Below are 22,159 nucleotides of genomic sequence, written 5' to 3' on the forward strand. Positions count from 1 at the left end.
AAAATGAGTCACACGGAAGACTTAACGAGATATATTGCAAATTTTGTTGATGAATTAGCAAAAAGTGGATTAACTGATGTCATTATTTCACCTGGATCAAGGTCAACTCCACTTGCCATGACTTTTCGAGAGCATCCAGAAATTAAAGAATGGGTTATTTTAGATGAGCGATCTGCTGCATTTTTCGGTTTGGGATTAGCGAAACAAACAAATCGGCCTGTTGCACTAGTTTGTTCTTCTGGAACTGCGGCTGCTAACTATTATCCAGCGATAGTAGAAGCACATGAGAGTAGGGTACCGTTAATTGCTCTAACTGCAGACCGTCCCCATGAATTACGAGATGTTGGTGCACCACAAGCCATTGATCAAATAAAGATGTACGGCTCCTATGTGAAGAGCTTTCATGAGATGGCATTGCCTAAGTCTACAGCAGAAATGCTAAATTACGCTAGAATAAGAGCAGCACGAGCAGTTCATGAGGCTTTATCGGGTAATCCAGGACCAGTTCATCTGAATTTTCCTTTTCAAGAACCTCTTATTCCTGACTTCACACTTAAGGATCTTTGGGGAGAACCAATTCGTGAGCCATATACTAGATGGCATGATGGGAAAAGAAGGCTCCCAGAGAGCTTTATAAATCAGCTTGCTGAGCGATTAGCCTCTCTGCAAAAGGGACTTTTTGTATGTGGTCCACAAATGGATCAGGATTTAGCGGAGGCTGTTACATTGCTTGCAGAAAATTGGGGAGTTCCAATTTTAGCTGATCCGCTATCACTGATTCGAACTGGCTCCCATTCAACTGGAAATATTATTGAGGGCTATGACAGTTTTTTACGCAATGAAAAAATCCGAGCTTATTTAAAACCTGATTATATTATTCGGTTTGGAGCTATGCCAGTATCTAAGGCATATTTATTTTTTGTGAAAGAAAATCAGACTGCTCTCCAATTCGTGGTTGAACAGGATGCTGGCTATCGTGAACCGGTTGGTAATCCTACAGAATATATTTATGCTGATCCGGTTTTATTTTGTTCAGATTTATTAGAGGCTGGAATTATAAGCTCTTCTTCAGACAATGACTGGTTAACTACTTGGAAAAACTTTAATTCGATTGCTAAGAAACATTTAGTAAAAGCATCGGTTGGTTCACTTACAGAAGGAGAAGCTGTGAAGCAATTAACAGATGTAATTCCTAACAAAAGTACATTTTATGTAGGAAATAGTATGTCCATCCGTGATGTAGATACATTCCTAATGGCGGGCTCTAAAAAGCTAACATTATTAGCTAATCGTGGGGCAAACGGTATTGATGGGATTATATCAAGTGGATTAGGAGCTGCAGCGTCTGGAAACCCAGTAACGCTATTATTAGGCGATTTATCGTTTTTCCATGACATGAATGGCTTACTTGCAGCAAAACATTATAATCTCAATATTACGATCCTTGTAATCAACAACAATGGTGGTGGTATATTCTCGTTTTTACCACAATTCCACCATGAAAAACATTTCGAGGTACTGTTTGGAACACCGCTAAATATTGATTTTCAAAAGGCAATTGAAATGTATGGAGGTTCGTATCACAATCCGACAGATTCTAGCGAATTAAAAGAAATGTTATTAGCAAGCTATCAAGAACAAGGATTATCTGTTATTGAGGTGAAAACAGATCGAACTGAAAATCTTCATTGGCACAAGGAATTATGGACAGCTATTGAAGAGGATATTTTAAAGCTGGTGGTTCAGTGAGAACGCTAATTCGGGATGTGAGTTATTGGTATGAAATCCATGGAAATGGTGAACCAATAGTATTGCTGCATGGATTCACGGGAAGTACACATACTTGGGATCAATTCTTAGAAAAACACCAAAAACAATTTACAATATTAGTCATCGATTTGCCAGGACATGGGAAAACCTTTGCATCTTCCTCTGTTGACATGGAGAGCTGTTGTCATGATATTCACCGAATTGTGACAGAAAATGGGTTTGATCAATTCCATCTAGTAGGCTATTCCATGGGAGGAAGAACCGCTCTTTCATATGCAATGTTCTATCCGCAAGCGCTAAAGTCGCTAACCCTTGAAAGTGCTTCTCCAGGATTAGCGACGATAGAAGAACGTAAGAAACGAATCGATCAGGATGAGAATCTCGCAAGTATGCTTGAAGAAAAAGGCCTAGAGTCCTTTGTTAAATATTGGGAAAATATCCCACTCTTTTTATCGCAGCGAGATTTAGCAGAGAATGTCCGTAAAGAGCTCCGCAGGGAACGAATGTCTCAATCAGTCGAAGGATTAGTAATGTCGTTACGGTCTATGGGAACTGGTAGTCAACCAAGCTGGTGGTATACCCTTTCAGCACTTACTGTCCCAGTATTGCTAATTGTTGGGGAATTGGACCATAAGTTTATTTCTATTAATGAAAAGATGGATAAGTTACTACCAAATAGCAAGATGACATTAGTAAATAATGCTGGACATGCAATTCATGTGGAACAACCTGAACTTTTTGGTAAAATAGTAGAGGAGTTTATTTTAGCAGATAAAAAGGTATAGCTTTTTATCTGTATAAACAAAACCTAGGTAGACCTATTGTAAACGGTCGTACCGATAGTTTATTACATAGAAGGAGGAATTCCATGTCTGTACAATGGGAAAAAGTTCGTGATTACGAAGAAATTATTTATGAAAAATACAATGGTGTTGCAAAAGTCACCATGAATCGCCCGGAAAAGCACAATGCGTTTACACCACTAACCGTAAATGAAATGATTGATGCGTTTGCTGATGCACGTGACGATTCATCTATCGGTGTCATTATCTTAGCAGGTGCAGGTGATAAAGCATTTTGTTCTGGAGGAGACCAATCTGTTCGTGGACATGGTGGATATGTTGGATCAGACCATATCCCACGTTTAAATGTTCTAGATTTACAACGACTTATTCGTACAATTCCAAAACCAGTCATTGCCATGGTTTCTGGTTATGCGATAGGTGGTGGCCATGTACTTCATGTTGTCTGTGATTTAACAATTGCCGCTGATAACGCTGTTTTTGGACAAACCGGTCCAAAAGTAGGAAGCTTCGATGCGGGCTATGGAGCGGGATTACTTGCTGAAATGGTAGGTCAAAAACGCGCACGTGAAATTTGGTACCTATGCCGTCAATATAATGCACAAGAAGCTTATGAAATGGGAATGGTTAATAAGGTTGTTCCACTCGAACAGCTAGAAGAAGAAACACTACAATGGTGTGCTGAAATCTTAGAAAAATCACCAACTGCATTACGATTCTTAAAGGCATCATTTAATGCGGCTACGGATGGCTTAGCCGGTCTACAGCAAATGGGTGGAGATGCAACACTTCTTTATTACACAACAGATGAAGCGAAAGAAGGAAGAGACGCATTCAAGGAGAAAAGAAAACCAGACTTCGGTCAATTCCCTCGTTTTCCTTGATGTTATCTTGCAAAGCCAAAATTAGTATGATCAATGAACGTCTAATAGGCTACTGAAAGAAGCCAAAACGAGAAAAACCTTTGCAAATTATGCAAAGGTTTTTCTATAAAATGAGGTGGTATGAATGGCTGAAACTATTCCCCATTGGTTAACAAAACAAGCATTTCTTTCACCGAATCAACCAGCAATTGAATTGGTGGATGGGACAGTTATTACATTTCATGAGCTTAAGGAAAAAAGTCAAGCATTTGCTAAAAGACTAGCTACACTTGGAATTCAAAAAGGTAATCATATTGGAGTGCTATCCAATAATAATCTAGACATGATTATTGCCGTACATGCATTGAGTTATCTAGGTGCTGTAATCGTGTTATTAAATACTCGACTAACAACAGAAGAAATAAATTATCAGCTAGACGATGCTGAAGTTAGAGTAGTATTAGCTGCAGATGATTTAATTCAAAAAGCTAATGAATTAAGCATTGATTTTGTTAGAAGCTTTTCCGAGGTTGGGAAGGAAGCGAAACAGGATACCCAGCTCGTATCTGAAATTAATTTGGATGATCCTTTCACAATCATCTATACTTCAGGTACGACTGGTTTTCCAAAGGGAGTGGTACATACCTATGGGAATCATTGGTGGAGTGCAATTGGTTCAGCATTGAATCTTGGTTTATCGGAATCAGATAAATGGCTTGCTGTCTTACCATATTTTCATGTTGGGGGATTTTCCATTTTCATCAAAAGTGTCATATATGGTATGCCTGTCTATTTAGTTGAAAAATTCGATGAACAGATCGTACTCGATGCTATTATTAATCGTGGTGTAACGATTGTCTCAGTGGTCACTGTAATGTTGCAAAGAATGATTCAGTCGCTAGGTGAGAGTAGGCTTCCTAATCATTTTCGTTGTATGCTTCTTGGTGGTGGACCAGCTCCTATACCATTATTGAAAAAAGCGAATGAAAGAAATATTCCAGTCTTTCAATCCTTTGGAATGACAGAAACCTCATCACAGATTGTTACATTAAGTCCAAGGGATGCATTTGCTAAGGTTGGTTCAGCTGGAAAGGCATTATTTCCTGCTCAAATAAAAATAAAGAACAGTGCACCAAATGAGATTGGTGAGATCCTTGTTAAAGGACCAATGGTAACAAATGGTTACTTCAATAATCAAGAAGCAAATGAAGAAAGCTTTCAAAACGGTTGGCTTACAACAGGAGATCTTGGTTATATAGATGAGGAAGGATTTTTATATGTTGTTGATCGTAGAAAGGATTTAATAATTTCAGGGGGGGAGAATATATATCCATCTGAAATAGAGAGCGTATTGTCTGGATATGATGGCGTAAAGGAAGTAGGAGTAGCCGCAAAGCCTGATGATAACTGGGGGCAAATCCCAGTGGCATTTATCGTCCGTTCCAATAATAACTTACAACAAGAAGAAATTATTGATTATGCGAAAAAAAGACTTGCAAAATATAAGCTTCCAAAGGAAATATACTTTGTAGAGAGCTTGCCAAGGAATGCTTCCAATAAACTAGTACGTAGTAAATTATTGGCGCTACTAAATGATTAATCAATGCTTATCATACATTCTTTTCCTACTTTAAGACAAATTAAGGATAGGAGGTGGATGTATTGGAAAAAAAGAAATACTATATCGACATAGGCAGTGGAGAAATTTCACAAACGAAATATCAAAATAATGATAGCTTTACCATTCATGCAACTGACGAAGAAGTAGCGATGCTAAGAGCAAAACTGAACAATATGGACAGCGCATCCATGCAAGCATTTTGGCGGGCGCATGTACCTATAATGCCATATCATAATGATAAGCCTAATGATCATTATGATACCGGGTTGGTGGAAGTCTATCAAATGCTATATGATTTAGGAGATGACACAATAAAAAGTCATATCGATAGTATTGGGATTTTAGAAGATAATCATATGTGAAGCCATACAGGAATAGGATATAATATCTTATTCCTTTTCTAGTTTAAGGCTAGTAGAGGAAAGGGAATAATTTCTACTAGAGACATGGAGAGGAATAGAGATGAAATATGTATTGATACTAATTGCACTTGGTATTTGCATCGCCCTTATCATACCATCAACAGCTTCAATATCAAGTAAAGAACAAGTAATAGAGGAAGATTCACAATATCAATCCATTACAAAAGAAGAAATCATTCAATTGACAGATGAGTTTATGCGACTCTTAGTACAAGAAACAGATCAAGACTACCAAGTATTAGAGTTTAATGATAAAGAATCATTAATAAATGCCTTTGGTGTTGTTACAACGGAAACTATCGCTCGAGAATATGTCAATTTCTATTTTTATGAGGAGAATGGAGGATTATATATTGTTGCAACCGAAACACCTCCTTGGTTTAATAAACAGAATGACTATGATGTGATACAATTAGAGCATAATAAAGTACTGGTTAAGCAAGAAAACCAATCTGAGCTCTATGGAGACTTTGAAATTGAAATGGAATTTACTTTTGCAAACCAGGAGTGGAAAATAACAAATATTACACATCATTGAAAAAAGGTAGCTGACACATGTATACATTTCGTGATTATTATCAAAATGAAATTCAACTTTCTTTTCTGGACCATCCTTTTTCAAAGGAACCCAAGCATGTATGGGTTATTTGCCGTTATCAAGGAGAATGGTTATTAACGAAGCATAAGGATCGGGGATTAGAGTTTCCAGGTGGAAAAGTAGAAGAAGGGGAGACTGCTGAACAAGCAGCACACCGAGAAGTAATGGAAGAGACAGGAGGCATTATCAAATCGATTTATTATTTAGGACAGTATCATGTAGCTGGTAAAGCAGGCCATGTCGTGAAAAATGTTTATGTCGCTGATATTGAGAAATTAGAAAGGCAAGAGACGTATTATGAAACTGAAGGGCCAGTTTTGATAAGTGAAATACCAAAGAATGTTAAAACGAATAAAAGATATAGTTTTATTATGAAGGATGATGTCCTAACATATTGCTTAAATAATATAATGTCAGACTGATTCGAGAAAAACGCATCTTTATTAAAAAGGTGCGTTTACTTATAATTTTTCAGATTTTCATTTTCTATACTATACTTACTTTATTATTATAAATTTTTTATACAGGGGATAGTATAGTGAAAAACAAGAAAATACTATTAATCATTTGTATTGTTATATTTACCTTGAGTATCGGTGTAAATATATACTGTTTTGGAAAATGGTTTTTCTTTGACCAATGGTATGAACCAACCGATGAAGAACAAATAATATTAAGTGAAATGGTTCAAAAAACGGTCGAAAGTGAAGCATATCAAAGGCTATCTGAGACAGAAGATATAATCGCTATTGATTCGGGTATTGATCGAGCGAAAGGAGGAGTGTTTCCTTATTACTTCGGGGTTAGTGTGAAGACAAATAAGCAAACCTATCTTTTTAGCTGTAGTGATGAGAAATGCACAACATTGACTAATGAGGGGTGGACATATTCTATCTATAAGGATGAGAGCCCAAGATTGCCATTTAATTTAGAGTAAATTAATAGACTTTGTATAGAAGCAAACATAATAACTAGCAATCTAGTATACGAGAGGATTAACCAATGGAGTTTATAATTAATCAAGCAGAATGGAGTAAGGCTGTATCGGAGGTTAGCAGAGCAGTTTCAGGAAAAGCAACTAATCCTATTTTAACTGGTATTAAGATAGAGGCTAAACAGAATAGTCTAAACCTTGTAGGAAGTAATAACGATATGGTGATTGAAAAATTAATCTCAACCTCTGAAAAGCTGGAGATCATACATACCGGAAGTATAGTAGTTTCAGCAAAGCATTTGAATGAACTTATTAAGAAATTGCCAAATGATATGCATGTTATGCTAGAGGATAATCTTTCGGTGAAGATTAAATCAAATGAGATTATAACTACCTTAAGTGGATTTGATGCAGGGGAATATCCTGTTCTACCAGAAATAGATCATAGTGACGGGTTTCAGCTTACAAGTGAGGAGTTGAAAAATATCGTAAAGCATACCGTCTTTGCTACTTCCAAAAATGAAACGAAGCCTGTGCTTACTGGTGTACATTTTACACTTCAAAACAATTCACTTATTTGTGTCGCTACAAATTCCCAGCGGCTTTCTTTCATTAAGCATTCTTTACATACCGATTTAAACGAGTCCTTTATCCTTCCAAGTATTGCTTTATCAGAGGTTGGAAAGCTTTATAATGGGTATTCAACTGAGATAGATGTATTTATTAAAAAATCAACTATTGTGTTTAAATCCAATAATTTAGTAGTGTACTCTAGGCTAATTGATGGAAAATACCCGAGTACCTCGAGTCTAATTCCTGAAGAATCGAAAACCACTCTAATAGTCAATACAAAGGATTTATTAAACGCTATTAATCGTGCTAGTATATTTGCAAGTGAATCAAGAAATAATAACGTGAAAACTCAGCTATATGATGATTCAAAAATAATAGTATCCTCTAATTCATCTTCCATCGGACAAATTGAAGAAACCATGAAGGTTAAGAATGTTTCAGGTGATAAGGAGTTAAGTATAACGTTTGATGGTAACTATATGAAAGATGCATTAGGGATAATTGATCAAGAAGAGATAATGTTATGTTTTAACGGTTCATTTAAACCAATTGTACTTATTCCAAGAGGAAAAACCTCCAATATACAGCTGATTTCGCCTGTTAGAGCTTAAAGAAATACTTCTACTTAAGGAATCCTACAATGGGTTCCATTTTTTTGTATTCAGATTTTTCTGCCGACTAGTCTAGATAATATGCTAGAATAAAAATTAGATATAAAATCATTAAAATGGTATCAATAAAGGTCCAACTTAATATGTTTATGGAAATATAAAATAGATAGAGATTTTGAACCAATTCAACATTTAGGAGGGGGTAGTAATGATTTTAGGAATTCCCATAGCACATGGTAACACAGCTAAGATTTATCATCATGATAACCAAATCATAAAAGTATTTCATGAGCATTTACCTAAAGAAGAAGCTCGTCATGAAGCTATTAAACAAGAATTTGCTTATACTAGTGGTTTGCCAGTACCGAGAGTTGTAGATATTACGGAGGTTCAAGGAAGGCAAGCGATTATTATGGAACAAATACAAGGTAAAACGCTTGGGGAATTACTGCTCAAGAATAGAGACGACGTTGAATATTACTTAACCCTATCAGTTGATGTACAACAGAAAATACATCAGATTGAAGCAGTTTCGTTTACGCCGATGAAAGCTAAACTAAAGAGCAAAATCCTATCAGCTCAAAGGCTAACTGATAAGCAGAAACAAAAATTATTGGATCAATTAGATCAAATGGCTTTTGATAATAAATTATGCCATGGGGATTTTCATTTATTTAACTTAATTTTGTCAGGTGAAAAAGTTTATATCATCGATTGGGTAGATTCGAGTTCAGGTAATAGATGTGCTGATGTTTGCCGAACATATCTTTTATATACCCTACATTTTAACGAAATAGCCGAACATTATTTAACACTTTATTGCGAAAAAAGTGGACTAACTAGAAATGAGGTATTAGAATGTGAACCGATTATTGCTGGGGCGAGAATGGCAGAGATTGTCCCAACAGAAAATCCCGATAGTTTGCTTGAAATTATACGTCGGCATACCGATTGACTTAAATGAACGGTTTCTCTCCAGTTATTCACAGTAGAGGGGGAGGATATGCACCAAAAATACCCGATACATTCAAAAAATTAGGAAAATCGAAAATCGCTATCTATTCTTAACTGTAAAAATCGGCTAAGTGTACTAATGATAAGCAATAAACACATAAAAATAGCGAGGATGCATGGTGCTATGAAGCATCCCGCTATTTATTTAAATTAGATGATATTTCTGAGTAGCATGCAACTATTTATATAGCGTACTAAGTTGTATGTTTTATTAACCAGCCCTCAATTTTTTCCACAACTTTATACATTATTGCAGCGATGCACGCAATAAGGATTAAAGCAGCCATTACTAATGTGAAATCAAATACTTGGAACCCATAAACAATGAGGTATCCTAGCCCAACCTTTGAAACTAAGAATTCACCGACAATAACACCAACCCACGATAAGCCAACATTTACTTTTAGTGTTGAGATCATAACGGGTAAGGTAGCAGGGAATACAGCTGATTTGAAGCATTGCCAACGAGAAGCTCCGAAGCTTTTTAATACTTTTTCATAGTTGGGATCTACTTCTCTAAAGCCGGTATATACAACAATAGTCGTAATGATTACGGATATAATTGCCCCCATAGAAATGATGGAGACATACCCAGGTCCTAAAGCTACAATGATAATTGGCCCCAATGCAACCTTAGGCATAGCATTTAAAATTACAAGATAGGGGTCTAATATTTTTGAAAATCTGGTGGAAGACCATAGTAGGGTTGCGAGAATGATTCCGAGTAGTGTACCAATGATAAAGCCTAAAAGTGTTTCGATTAAGGTAACCCACGTATGCGTTAAAATAGAACCATCTGACAACTTTTCTAGTAATAGGTTATAGACCCTTGAAGGGGAACTGAATATTAGTGGGTCAAGCCAGTTCATTCTGCTAGCAAACTCCCATAAACCGAAAAATCCAATAAGGATGAATATCTGCCATATAACCACTATTTTTCTTTCACGTTTTAGCTTTTGCATATGCATATTCAATAATTGTTGGTCTTCCTTATCTAGCATTGCTACATCCCCTCTCTGTGTTTAATTGGGAAGTGTTAAGCCATTTGTTCTTCATTTTTATTTAACTCCTCCCAAACTTTATCGAAAATAGCTTGGTATTTAGGATGTCTTCGAACTAGAAAGGGCATCTCATTTCGTAATTCAATAGGTACCTCGAATGTTTTAGCAATGGTACCTGGATTTGCACGCATCACAATAATTCGATCACTCATCGCAATGGCTTCACCTATGTCGTGAGTTACAAGAATAGCAGTTTTTTTATAAGCATGGAGTAATTGAAATACTAAGTCCTCCAGCATTAATTTTGTTTGATAATCTAGTGCAGAGAATGGTTCATCTAGTAGTAGAATTTTAGGCTTGGTAATTAAGGTTCGTACAAGAGCAACTCTTTGTCTCATACCACCTGATAAAGAGGTTGGATATTGATTTTCAACGTCATTTAAGCCAACCTCAATTAATAATTTCTTTGCTTCAACTTTTATTTCTTCATCCACATTTTTTTGGATAGTAGGTCCAATCAATACATTATCTAGGATAGTTTTCCAAGGGAATAAATAATCCTGCTGAAGCATGTAACCGATATCTCGTTTTGATTTTTCTACTGGCTTGTTATTAAGAAGTACCTTTCCAGACGTATGTTTCATGATTCCTGATACGATTGAAAGGATAGTTGATTTACCACAACCACTTGGTCCGAGTAAGGCTATAAATTCTCCTTCCTTAACAGAAAAAGAGATATCCTGTAATGCTTTTGTATAATCATTCTTTGAAAAATAATGATGTGATACGTTTTCTAAGGTTAGAAAGGACAATGTTTTCACTCCTTAGTTTGAGATGACTTTTTCTGCTATTTCTGTGTTTACTAACTCCTCGTAAGAAATATTACCGTCTGGTAATTCTCCTGCTTCTTTCATAATGTTTTTTAGGTTATTCCATTCATCCTCTTCTAATATAGGGTCAGCTGCAAATGATCCTTGACTTTTATAACGATCAATAGATGAAGTTAAAATGTCTAATTCCACGTCCTCAAAGTAATCTTTAATTGTCTTCGCAACTTCAGCTGAATCAGTATCCTGAACCCATTGCTGTGCTTTATAAATGGCACGAGTGAATTTCTCAATATTTTCTTCGTTTTCTTTCAAATAGCTTTGTTTTGCCATAAAAACGGTATAAGGTACTTGACCTGATTCCTCTCCAAACGAAGCCACTACATAGCCACTACCTTCTTTTTCGAACACACTGGCAGTTGGCTCAAAAAGTTGAACATACTCGTAATCACCAGAAACAAAGGCACTAGGAATATTGGCAAATTCAATATTTTGATTGAGGGTAAGGTCGTTGTGGGGATCAATCCCATGCTGTTTTAGTACATATTCACCTACCATTTGCGGCATGCCACCTTTACGTTGGCCAAGAAAATTAGAATTCTTAAGATCCTCCCACGAAAAATTATCTTGTTTTTCTTTCGCGACAAGGAACGTACCATCTGTTTGTGTTAATTGAGCAAAATTAACAGCATAATCCTTGGAGTCTTGCGCATACACATAGATGGAAGTTTCCGAACCAACTAACGCAACATCAATTCCATCTGATAATAAAGCTGTCATTGTTTTGTCTCCACCCCAGGTTGTTTGTAATTCTACATTCAACCCCTCTTCTTCAAAGAAGCCCTTTTCAATAGCTACGTATTGTGGTGCATAGAATAGAGAGCGTGTTACCTCTCCTAATTTAATCGTTGTATGTTTATCGTTAGAGCCACAAGCAGAAAGGAAGAAAAGCACAAAACATAACACGAATACAAGAATTTTTATCTTTCTCATTCTATTCGTCCCTTTCTAATAGCGTTTTTTCCACAGGATAGTGTATGCAAGGACGAAAAATGTGTGAATGCCTAGATAAAAATAAGCGTTTTATATAAAAAAACGACCTTTTGTGTAAGGTCGTTTAGGAACTTTGTAACATGTTGTTACATCTATTGTATATAAACCCTCTTGGGATGAGGCCAAAAATAATTATTGAAATGTAGGACCAGCTTGAGCAATTTCAGGGCTTACATGAGAAAACTTTTTAAAGTTTTCGTGGAATTGACATGCAAGGTCTTTTGCCTGCTTTTCATAGGCGGTTTTGTTAGTCCATGTATTTTTCGGAATAAGCACGTTATCGGGAACTCCTGCAACATGTGTCGGAATTTCTAAACCGAAAATTTCATCTTTAATGGTTTCTACATTATTTAATTCGCCTTCTAGTGCTGCATGAACCATTGCCCTTGTATAGGACAGTTTGATTCGACTTCCAATTCCATATGAGCCACCAGTCCAGCCAGTATTAATTAAAAATACATTGGTATGGTATTGATCAATCTTTTCACCAAGCATTTTTGCGTAGGTAGCTGGCTCTAATGGAAGGAAAGGTGCTCCAAAACAAGCAGAGAATGTTGCTTGAGGCTCTGTAACTCCTCTTTCTGTTCCTGCTAGTTTACTAGTATACCCACTTAGGAAATGATACATTGCCTGTTCTTTCGATAGTTTGCTAATAGGTGGCAATGTGCCAGAAGCATCAGCAGTTAAGAAAATAATGGTATTTGGATGTCCTGCAATACTTGGATTTACAATATTGTCTATATGCTCTAATGGATAAGCTGCTCTTGTATTCTCTGTTAGCGTTGTATTATCAAAATTAGGTTTACGAGTTATTTCATCCATAACAACATTTTCTAAAACAGCACCAAATTTTATCGCATTGAAAATCTGTGGTTCCTTTTCTTCAGATAGATTAATGCATTTTGCGTAACAGCCACCTTCAATATTGAAGACGCCACTTGAGCTCCACGCATGTTCATCATCACCAACTAATAATCGGTATGGATCCGCTGACAGTGTCGTTTTACCAGTACCAGATAACCCAAAGAATAGTGCAACATCGCCTTCTTTCCCAACGTTAGCTGAACAATGCATTGGAAGGATGTTTTTCTCAGGTAAAAGGAAGTTCATGATGGAAAAGATTGATTTCTTAATTTCACCTGCATATTCCGTTCCCCCAATTAAAATTACTCTATGTTCAAATGAGATAAGAATAAATGCCTCAGAGTTAGTACCATCAATACTAGGATCAGCCTTAAATGTTGGCGCAGAAATTACTGTAAAGGATGGAATATGTGATGCTAATTGTTCTTCAGTCGGGCGTATGAAAAGCTGTTTTGCAAATAAGTTATGCCAAGCAAATTCATTAATGACTTGAATAGGTAAGCGATAGTTCTCGTCAGCTCCAGCAAAACCCTCGAAAACAAATATCTCATTTTGACTCTTTAAATGTTGTATAACTTTTTTATATAATTTTTCAAAAATTTCTTTATCAATTGGTTGATTGACTTTTCCCCAGTCAACCTTTCCTTCAGAAAAAGAATCCTTAACAATAAATTTATCCTCTGGGGAACGACCAGTATATTTTCCTGTCGTCGCAAGTACTGCACCAGTATCTGATAATAATCCTTCTTTTCTAGATAGTACTTTTTCAACTAATTGTGCAACAGATAGATTTTTTTTAACATTGTTCCCAGATAATAGTTCTTCCAATAGAGAACTTTTCATTACCATATTCATTTAAATTTTCCTTCCTTTATGTTAATTTAATCAAGAAAGATATTTTTAAGTATAGCATGTATATGAAATTATCAATAGTATAACACATTGATTTTAATAGTCCATACTATTTATTATTTTTTATTGTATTAAATTATTAAAATTACGTGACAGCGAAATATACGGTTGACATGGGACAATATATTCAGTTAACCTTAACAATGAGCGGATACTCTCTTATTCAGAGTTGGTGGAGGGACAGACCCGATGAAGCCCGGCAACCTCACACATTTGTGAAAAGGTGCTAACCTGGTGCAAGGAAACTTCCTTGAACAATAAGAGCGAAAGGCTGGTAATTCCTTTCCTCGTGTGATGGAAAGGCTTTTTTTATTGATTAAGGATATAATACTGATAGAGAAAAGAGTACCGTACCAAGAAACTAGAGGGAGGATTTAGCCTAATGGCTAATAATCGTCGTTTATTTACTTCTGAATCTGTAACAGAAGGTCATCCAGATAAAATATGTGACCAGATTTCAGATGCTATATTAGATGAAATATTAAAAAAGGATCCAGTCGCAAGGGTAGCTTGCGAAACTACAGTGACAACCGGATTAGTATTAGTTGCTGGTGAAATTACTACATCAACTTATGTTGATATTCCAGCGGTTGTTCGTCAAACTATTAAGGATATTGGGTATACTCGTGCTAAATACGGTTTCGATGCCGATACATGTGCAGTACTAACTGCAATCGATGAGCAGTCTCCAGATATTGCCGAAGGAGTCAATCATGCACTAGAGGCACGTCAAGGTAAAATATCAGATAGTGAAATTGAAGCGATTGGTGCAGGAGACCAAGGGCTAATGTTCGGTTTTGCATGTAATGAAACAGAAGAGCTCATGCCTTTACCAATTTCACTGGCTCATAAGCTAGCAAAACGATTAAGTGATGTTCGAAAAGACAATACGTTATCTTATTTAAGACCAGATGGAAAAACACAGGTGACTATCGAATATGATGAAGAGGATCGCCCAATTCGTGTTGATACCATCGTTATTTCTACACAGCATTCTCAAAATGCTACTTTGGAGCAGATTGAAAAGGATATAATGGAGTATGTTATCAAGCCTATCGTACCTAGTGACTTATTGGATGAAAAAACAAAGTACTTTATTAATCCAACTGGACGTTTTGTCATTGGAGGCCCACAGGGTGACGCTGGTTTAACTGGTAGGAAGATAATCGTCGATACGTATGGTGGATATGCTCGTCACGGCGGGGGAGCATTTAGTGGTAAGGATCCAACTAAGGTAGACCGATCTGCAGCCTATGCGGCTCGTTATGTTGCTAAAAACATCGTTGCAGCAAAATTAGCTGAATCCTGTGAAGTGCAGCTTGCGTATGCAATCGGTGTGGCTGAACCTGTATCAATTTCCATTAACACCTTTGGGACTGGGGTTGTAAGTGAGGAAGAGCTAGTTCAAGCTGTTCGTAAGACATTTGACTTACGTCCGGCAGGAATTATTCGGATGCTGAACCTTCAGCAGCCTATTTACAGAGCTACTGCTGCATATGGACATTTTGGACGAACAGATGTAGAATTCCCATGGGAAAAAACGGATAAGGTTGATGATCTAGTATCATTAACAACGAAATAATTAATAGAAACACGCTTCGTGCAGTTTATAAGCACGAAGCGTGTTTTGTGTTAAAAAATTATTCCTAAATTAGTATTCTCCCGATAATATTTACCCTTCTCCACATATGACTGTCTCACACGTTCCATCTCTTTATAATCTGCATCTGTAAGCTCACGAACAACCTTTGCTGGGCGCCCCATTGCTAACATATGTGGAGGGATTTTTTTACCTGGTGGAACGAGGCTTCCTGCCCCAATAAAGGCATTTTCCCCAATCTCAGCTCCATCCAAAATAATAGAACCCATTCCGATTAAGGAGTTTTTCCGTACAATTGCAGAGTGCAGTGTGACCTGATGACCGACTGTAACATCATCTTCGATTATCAGTGTGTTATTCGGACTTTGATGAAGCATGGATAAATCTTGAATGCTAACTCGTTTACCAATCCTAGTTGGGGCAACATCTCCACGAATTACTGTTTTAAACCAAACACTGGATTCCTCTCCAATGGTAACATCTCCGACTACGACCGCATCTTTGGCGATAAATGCAGTAGGATGGATAGTTGGTGAGATATTTTTATAATGGTGTATCATTAATGATCCTCCTCTATTTTTTTTGAATAGCAATGATAAACGGTGGATTATTTTTCTGATTTATAAAACCATATCGTAGGACATCAAACTTTTTCTGGTCTAGTGAAATAACATACTTTAGTATTGAATTTTTTTCGTTTTCTCCACCGTCATGTCCGTAGTAAACAACAAGGATGATACGTCCATTTGGTTTTAAATAAGGTAAAACAGATTGAATAGCCTTTATTGTAGATTCACCTTTTGTAATAATGGACTTATCACTTTTCGGTAAATAACCGAGATTAAAAATAGCACCGCCTATTTTTCCTGCTAAATCCTTTGATAAATAGTTTTCCATATTAGCATGGCTGTCTAAAACAAGGGAAACATTCGTGCAATTATTTTCAATTAATAATTGATCCGTATTATTAATAGCTTTCTCTTGAATATCAAAGGCAATAACTTCACCATTTTCTCCAACAAGTTTACTTAAAAATAAAGTATCATTACCATTACCACAGGTGGCATCTATAACTGTTTCACCTGGCTGAATAATTTCTTCTAATAGGTGATGAGAATATTTTAATATGCTTTTCATTGCGATCTCCTTTAATAAATCAAATCTATTTAAGCATAGCATGGATAAATGTAATCGTAAATTATTGGCATTATAGGATGAAATCATATTATTCTTGATGTGTTCAAGCTAGAGATTTCCTAGTGTTATGTTATATTAATATTAATAATATTCTATTTATTGATTAAATTTTGTGAAACAATGAACAATCAAATAGGGGGAATGAAAGTGAAAAGTATTGTATCCTTGTTGGACTTTGATGGGGCATACAAGAGACAATCTTTCTATCATGAAGGCTCCTACAATTGGATTGATTTTAATGTTATGCAAAATGTTAGTTTATTCTGCGAGAAGAGTACCCTATTGAATATTGCTGATAAACTAAACGATTATCAAGAAAGCAGCGTATATTATTTAGGTAGTGGTAACTATCATTATATCTCCTATTTACTGCAATCTAAAATTTGTCAGCCGTACACACTAATTTTATTTGATCACCATACAGATACATTACCTGCACCTAGTCCGGATTTGATATCATGTGGATCATGGCTACTGGAATCTCTCAAGACGCTTCCTTTGCTGAAAAAGGTCTACATCCTTGGTGTAAGTGAGGAAGCATATCAACACATCCCTAACGCGTTTGACGAAAAAGTGGTTATTTATACGGAACAATCACTTCACACCAATCTAGCAGCTATAATGAAAGCGATAAAAAAAAATATCCCGACAAAAACCATTTACATCAGTATAGATAAGGATGTGTTGGATATGGAAGATGCCCTAACTGGTTGGGATCAAGGGACCCTGCGCCTTAACCAGCTCATGAAGCTGGTAACGGAGCTTATTGCTTGTAAGGAGATAGCAGGTGTGGATATTTGTGGAGAATACCCAGTGAATCCTACGAAGGATTTTCTATTAGAGACGACGAATGCAGTGTATAAGAATAATCAGGCAAATTCTTATATCCTTAAACAAATTTATGAGCGGATGAGCGAGATTGCATCGAATCCCTTATCCAAGGATAGCATGAAAGTGTAATGGTAATCGTACAAAAGATAAATTATAAAAAAGGAATATCTTGACAAAGCTAATAGTATTCATTACAATTCAATTTAAATATTGAAAAGCAATGCGAAGGAGTAGTAGTATTGATTTCAGGTAAAGAGAGGCAATGGTTGGTGTAAATTGCCCCTGATTATTTACGAACTCGCCTTCAAGGCTGCAAAAGTGAACCATTAGTAGCTTTTGACGTACATCCACGTTACGGATACAAGTGAGCGATTGATTCGTTAATTTGGGTGGTACCGCGGGAATAACAGCTTCTCGTCCCTTATTGGGATGAGGGGCTTTTTTTATTTTAAAAAAGGAGGGAAAATGATGAGCTTTAACCATCATGAAATTGAAAAGAAATGGCAAAAATACTGGCTTGAAAATAAAACCTTCAAGACAAATACTTCATCCAATAAGGAAAAATTTTATGCATTAGACATGTTCCCATATCCATCGGGAGCAGGCCTTCATGTTGGTCACCCAGAAGGTTATACTGCTACCGATATACTGTCTAGAATGAAGCGGATGCAAGGTTACGAAGTACTTCATCCTATGGGGTGGGACGCTTTTGGACTTCCGGCTGAACAGTATGCACTAGATACAGGAAATAGCCCAGCTGAGTTTACGCAAAAGAATATTAATACCTTTAAAAGGCAAATTCAGGAGCTAGGTTTTTCTTATGATTGGGACAGAGAAATTAGTACAACAGATCCGAATTATTATAAGTGGACACAGTGGATATTTACAAAGCTTTATGAAAAAGGATTGGCTTACATTGATGAAGTAGCTGTTAACTGGTGTCCAGCTCTAGGAACTGTGCTAGCAAATGAAGAAGTAATTGATGGGAAAAGTGAGCGTGGGGGTCATCCAGTAATTCGTAAACCAATGAAACAATGGGTACTAAAAATTACTGCATATGCTGATCGGTTACTTGAGGATTTGGAGGAGTTGGATTGGCCGGAAAGCATCAAGGATATGCAGCGTAACTGGATTGGTCGTTCTGAAGGAGCAGAAATAACCTTTAACATAGAAGGGCATGATAAAGCCTTTACAGTATTTACAACACGACCAGATACTTTATTCGGTGCAACATATGCTGTTCTTGCTCCAGAACATCCTTTGGTAAAAGAGATTACAACCGCAGATCAAAAGAATGCGGTACAGAGCTATTTGAATGAAGTTCAAACCAAATCGGATTTAGAAAGAACAGATCTTGCTAAAGATAAAACAGGAGTATTTAGTGGTGCTTATGCCATTAACCCAGTTAATCAGGCAAAAATGCCTATATGGATAGCTGATTATGTTTTAATGTCTTATGGCACAGGTGCCATTATGGCTGTACCCGCTCATGATGAACGTGACTATGAATTTGCTAGTAAATTTGACATACCAATCATTGAAGTGGTAGCTGGTGGCGATGTCGCAAATGAAGCCTATACCGGAGATGGTGAACATGTTAACTCTGACTTCTTAAACGGGTTAAATAAAGAAGATGCTATTGCTAAAATGAATGCTTGGCTTGAAGATAAAGGTTTAGGAACGAAAAAAGTGACATATCGTTTGCGTGACTGGTTATTCTCTAGACAACGTTACTGGGGCGAGCCAATACCAATTATCCATTGGGAAGATGGTAGTATGACTACGGTGCCTGAAGAAGAGTTACCATTAGAACTTCCAGTCATGACGGAGATTAAACCATCTGGTACAGGTGAATCCCCATTAGCTAATAGTGATTGGGTTAATGTGGTCGATCCTAAAACCGGAATGAAAGGTCGCCGTGAGACGAATACAATGCCACAATGGGCGGGTAGCTGCTGGTATTTCTTACGTTATATTGACCCAAATAATTCAGAAAAATTAGCTGATCCAGAGCTATTGAAAAAATGGCTACCAATTGATATTTATATTGGTGGAGCAGAGCATGCAGTACTTCACCTACTATATGCCCGTTTTTGGCACAAGTTCTTGTACGATATTGGTGTAGTTCCGACTAAAGAACCATTTATGAAGCTTTTCAATCAGGGAATGATTCTAGGTGAAGGTAACGAGAAAATGAGTAAATCAAAAGGAAATGTTGTGAATCCTGATGATATTATCGCATCTCATGGAGCTGATACACTTCGACTTTATGAAATGTTCATGGGTCCACTAGATGCATCTGTTGCATGGTCTACCAATGGACTTGATGGAGCAAGACGTTTCCTTGATAGAGTATGGCGTTTATTCATTAATGAGGATGGGAGCCTATCTAATAAAATAGTAGATGAAGAAAGTACTGAACTAGAAAAGGTATATCATGAAACAGTTAAAAAGGTAACCGAGGACTTTGAACATCTACACTTCAATACTGGAATTTCACAAATGATGGTGTTCATTAATGAAGGATACAAAGCTGAAAAGCTTTCTAAGAAATATGTTGAAGGCTTTGTGAAGATGCTTTCCCCTGTTGCTCCTCATATTGCGGAGGAACTATGGAGTCATCTTGGCCACGAAGGAACTATTAGCTATGAAGCTTGGCCAACGTATGACGCCTCTAAATTGGTAGAAAATGAAATTGAAATAGTTATTCAAGTATTAGGAAAAGTTCGTTCTAAATTGAAAGTCGCAAAAGACATTTCTAAGGAAGAACTTGAGAAATTGGCACTTGAAGATGAAGGAATTCAAGATTGGATAGCAGGGAAGACGGTTAGAAAAGTTGTTGTTGTACCTGGCAAATTAGTTAATATTGTAGCAAACTAATGAAAGAGGGCTTCTCATTAAAAATTTTTATCATGAGAAGCCCTCTTTATTAATTACTTGGCATCCATTTCGTTTGTAACAATATCCATTTATCTCTGTCAAAGTACCACAAGGATTCGACCGTACCAATTTGGTCTGCGTGATATGCGCCACTAACCTGCTGGTAACTTTTTAAGCCATATCCTTTACTTTTACTTATTAACTTAGGTTCAAAGAAGGCAACTGGATCAACCATTGCGGAGGTCTCTTTCAGTAGTTTTCCTTCCTTATTATAAATTCCTAAGCGAATATATTCATTCGCTCGTTTCTCAATATTTATGATAGTAGGTTCCGTGTTTGGTGAAATGGTTATTTCTAACTTAAAATTTTCAAGAAATTTTCCTTTAACAAAAGGTTGTTCAGGTAAAGGGATTTCCAAAAGCTTGTTTTGGACTAAAGTATGTAAGTGATATTGATATAATCCACCACTTCCACCGGTTGGACTTTGGAAAAATATATCATTGACTTTATCATGATTTAAGTCAATAAATGTTAGCTTTGGATCGTAACCACCCATATAAGGAATCTCCCAAACATGGTTCTCAGAAGAAGTTATTACAGCAACTATATCACGATAATATTTGGAATCAGGAGAAAACAAAACTCCCTTTAGTTCAATAATTTCCTTTAGTCCATCTCCTGTTACATCCTCCTCATATGTTTTTATAATTTGATGTTCATATTGTTTCTTGTTATTTTCAGCATTACTGGAATAATTAACACTTCCTATTAATAATAATATTAACAGAACTACTTGTACGATATTTCGCATTGTATCTTCCTCTTCTTACAGTTAATGTGATTATTTTGTGTAAATGATAAAAACCTATACATACTAAAGTAGGAACAGTATTTAGAGGTTGGAATATAATAATATGTGGTCTTGGATTATTTTGGGAGAAATGGAATTGATATTTTTATGTTATCCTATTGACCGAAGTATTAAAGGGGTGTATTATAAATTCTGTTGCAATTAGCTGAGCAACGAGCACTAATAAACTAGTTGACATAATATATGCAACATGTTATAATTATTTTGTTGGTGATATTGTTCATACATGAGTATAGAACAATGAACTTCAAACATTATTTTGTCATTTCAGGCAAAACAACGAATTGATTTATATCAAAAAACTTGTTGACATAACTTGGACGATTTGATATAATATAAAAGTTGTCCCAAACAAAAGGCAACGAAGTATTTGCTCCTTGAAAACTGAACAAAACAACCAGTATGTAAGGAAAAAACATACCCTGTTTTTTCTATTAATAATCTAAAAGCTAGCGTGCTTTTAGTAGCTAAGAATGTAATTGACTCGATCAATTATGATAAACAAACTTTTTTTGGCAAACAACTTAACGCTGTTTGCACAAGTGCGACTACACTTTTGAAAGAACCAAAAGTGAGTCTTCTATGGAGAGTTTGATCTTGGCTCAGGACGAACGCTGGCGGCGTGCCTAATACATGCAAGTCGAGCGCGTGAAACTAACGGATCCCTTCGGGGTGAAAGTAGTGGATCGAGCGGCGGACGGGTGAGTAACACGTGGGCAACCTGCCTGTAAGACTGGGATAACTCGCGGAAACGCGAGCTAATACCGGATAATACTTTTTATCACATGGTAAGAAGATGAAAGGCGGCGCAAGCTGTCACTTACAGATGGGCCCGCGGCGCATTAGCTAGTTGGTGAGGTAACGGCTCACCAAGGCGACGATGCGTAGCCGACCTGAGAGGGTGATCGGCCACA

At 36.6% G+C, this 22,159-nt stretch carries 20 protein-coding genes, 1 rRNA gene, 1 riboswitch and 1 other annotated feature; of the genes, 14 read left to right on the top strand and 7 right to left on the bottom strand.

Annotated elements, in window-relative coordinates; translation table 11 throughout:
* Positions 1–3 precede the first annotated feature (3 nt).
* From menD to HNR27_RS03810, 10 genes are all read left to right on the top strand, one after another.
* Positions 4–1,749 (top strand): 2-succinyl-5-enolpyruvyl-6-hydroxy-3-cyclohexene-1-carboxylic-acid synthase, encoded by a 1,746-nt coding sequence (gene menD, locus HNR27_RS03765; protein ID WP_212922065.1) that lies wholly within the window; start codon positions 4–6, stop codon positions 1,747–1,749.
* The gene (gene menH / locus HNR27_RS03770) at positions 1,746–2,555 is read left to right on the top strand and encodes a 2-succinyl-6-hydroxy-2,4-cyclohexadiene-1-carboxylate synthase (protein WP_212922064.1); all 810 of its coding nucleotides are present in this window, start codon (positions 1,746–1,748) and stop codon (positions 2,553–2,555) included. Before menD ends, menH begins: the two co-directional genes overlap by 4 nt.
* Positions 2,556–2,638: 83 nt before the next feature.
* On the top strand, positions 2,639–3,457 hold the full coding sequence (gene menB / locus HNR27_RS03775) for a 1,4-dihydroxy-2-naphthoyl-CoA synthase (protein ID WP_212922063.1): 819 nt from the start codon (positions 2,639–2,641) through the stop codon (positions 3,455–3,457).
* A gap of 124 nt (positions 3,458–3,581) precedes the next feature.
* A complete protein-coding gene (locus tag HNR27_RS03780; protein ID WP_429338808.1) occupies positions 3,582–5,036 on the top strand; it encodes an o-succinylbenzoate--CoA ligase in 1,455 nt (484 codons plus the stop codon).
* A 53-nt stretch (positions 5,037–5,089) separates the two neighbouring features.
* Positions 5,090–5,419 carry a hydrolase gene (locus HNR27_RS03785; protein ID WP_429338809.1) on the top strand — a complete coding sequence of 110 codons (330 nt, stop codon included), beginning with the start codon at positions 5,090–5,092 and terminating at the stop codon, positions 5,417–5,419.
* Between the two features lie 100 nt (positions 5,420–5,519).
* On the top strand, positions 5,520–6,017 hold the full coding sequence (locus HNR27_RS03790) for a hypothetical protein (RefSeq protein WP_429338810.1): 498 nt from the start codon (positions 5,520–5,522) through the stop codon (positions 6,015–6,017).
* A gap of 17 nt (positions 6,018–6,034) precedes the next feature.
* Entirely contained in the window at positions 6,035–6,499 is a 465-nt protein-coding gene (gene ytkD, locus HNR27_RS03795) for an RNA deprotection pyrophosphohydrolase (RefSeq protein ID WP_429338811.1), read from the top strand.
* 116 nt (positions 6,500–6,615) lie between these two features.
* Positions 6,616–7,014 carry a hypothetical protein gene (locus HNR27_RS03800; protein ID WP_429338812.1) on the top strand — a complete coding sequence of 133 codons (399 nt, stop codon included), beginning with the start codon at positions 6,616–6,618 and terminating at the stop codon, positions 7,012–7,014.
* 65 nt (positions 7,015–7,079) lie between these two features.
* Entirely contained in the window at positions 7,080–8,195 is a 1,116-nt protein-coding gene (dnaN, locus tag HNR27_RS03805; RefSeq protein ID WP_429338813.1) for a DNA polymerase III subunit beta, read from the top strand.
* 208 nt (positions 8,196–8,403) lie between these two features.
* Positions 8,404–9,150, top strand: coding sequence for a phosphotransferase family protein (locus HNR27_RS03810; RefSeq protein ID WP_429338814.1), 747 nt, complete (start codon positions 8,404–8,406; stop codon positions 9,148–9,150).
* Positions 9,151–9,403: 253 nt separating this feature from the next.
* On the opposite strand, the gene HNR27_RS03815 is transcribed toward HNR27_RS03810, so the two are convergent.
* From HNR27_RS03815 to pckA, 4 genes are all read right to left on the bottom strand, one after another.
* Positions 9,404–10,210, bottom strand: a complete 807-nt coding sequence (locus HNR27_RS03815) for an ABC transporter permease (RefSeq protein WP_429338815.1) — start codon at positions 10,208–10,210, stop codon at positions 9,404–9,406.
* A 35-nt stretch (positions 10,211–10,245) separates the two neighbouring features.
* Positions 10,246–11,022 (bottom strand): ABC transporter ATP-binding protein, encoded by a 777-nt coding sequence (locus HNR27_RS03820; protein WP_429338816.1) that lies wholly within the window; start codon positions 11,020–11,022, stop codon positions 10,246–10,248.
* Positions 11,023–11,034: 12 nt separating this feature from the next.
* A complete protein-coding gene (locus HNR27_RS03825) occupies positions 11,035–12,030 on the bottom strand; it encodes an ABC transporter substrate-binding protein (RefSeq protein WP_429338817.1) in 996 nt (331 codons plus the stop codon).
* A gap of 192 nt (positions 12,031–12,222) precedes the next feature.
* The gene (pckA, locus tag HNR27_RS03830) at positions 12,223–13,809 is read right to left on the bottom strand and encodes a phosphoenolpyruvate carboxykinase (ATP) (RefSeq protein ID WP_429338818.1); all 1,587 of its coding nucleotides are present in this window, start codon (positions 13,807–13,809) and stop codon (positions 12,223–12,225) included.
* A gap of 213 nt (positions 13,810–14,022) precedes the next feature.
* A riboswitch (SAM riboswitch) is annotated at positions 14,023–14,130 on the top strand.
* A gap of 118 nt (positions 14,131–14,248) precedes the next feature.
* Between pckA and metK the strand changes: the two genes are divergently transcribed.
* Positions 14,249–15,448, top strand: a complete 1,200-nt coding sequence (metK, locus tag HNR27_RS03835) for a methionine adenosyltransferase (RefSeq protein WP_429338819.1) — start codon at positions 14,249–14,251, stop codon at positions 15,446–15,448.
* Positions 15,449–15,498: 50 nt separating this feature from the next.
* Here the strand turns inward: metK and HNR27_RS03840 are convergent, their stop codons facing one another.
* Entirely contained in the window at positions 15,499–16,026 is a 528-nt protein-coding gene (locus HNR27_RS03840) for a gamma carbonic anhydrase (RefSeq protein ID WP_429338820.1), read from the bottom strand.
* A 13-nt stretch (positions 16,027–16,039) separates the two neighbouring features.
* Positions 16,040–16,603, bottom strand: coding sequence for a tRNA 5-(aminomethyl)-2-thiouridylate-methyltransferase MnmM (gene mnmM, locus HNR27_RS03845; RefSeq protein ID WP_212922050.1), 564 nt, complete (start codon positions 16,601–16,603; stop codon positions 16,040–16,042).
* 207 nt (positions 16,604–16,810) lie between these two features.
* Between mnmM and HNR27_RS03850 the strand changes: the two genes are divergently transcribed.
* Positions 16,811–17,623 (top strand): arginase family protein, encoded by an 813-nt coding sequence (locus tag HNR27_RS03850; RefSeq protein WP_429338821.1) that lies wholly within the window; start codon positions 16,811–16,813, stop codon positions 17,621–17,623.
* A gap of 82 nt (positions 17,624–17,705) precedes the next feature.
* Positions 17,706–17,919, top strand: a binding site (T-box leader).
* A gap of 43 nt (positions 17,920–17,962) precedes the next feature.
* Positions 17,963–20,374: a leucine--tRNA ligase gene (gene leuS / locus HNR27_RS03855; RefSeq protein WP_429338844.1), complete on the top strand. Its 2,412-nt coding sequence runs from the start codon at positions 17,963–17,965 to the stop codon at positions 20,372–20,374.
* A 49-nt stretch (positions 20,375–20,423) separates the two neighbouring features.
* Here the strand turns inward: leuS and HNR27_RS03860 are convergent, their stop codons facing one another.
* On the bottom strand, positions 20,424–21,185 hold the full coding sequence (locus HNR27_RS03860; RefSeq protein WP_429338822.1) for a hypothetical protein: 762 nt from the start codon (positions 21,183–21,185) through the stop codon (positions 20,424–20,426).
* A 639-nt stretch (positions 21,186–21,824) separates the two neighbouring features.
* On the opposite strand from HNR27_RS03860, the gene HNR27_RS03865 reads away from it, so the two are divergent.
* Positions 21,825–22,159 (top strand): 16S ribosomal RNA (locus tag HNR27_RS03865); the annotation flags it as partial.

The sequence above is a fragment of the Ornithinibacillus bavariensis genome (assembly GCF_050433565.1).
GTDB lineage: Bacteria > Bacillota > Bacilli > Bacillales > Amphibacillaceae > Ornithinibacillus > Ornithinibacillus bavariensis.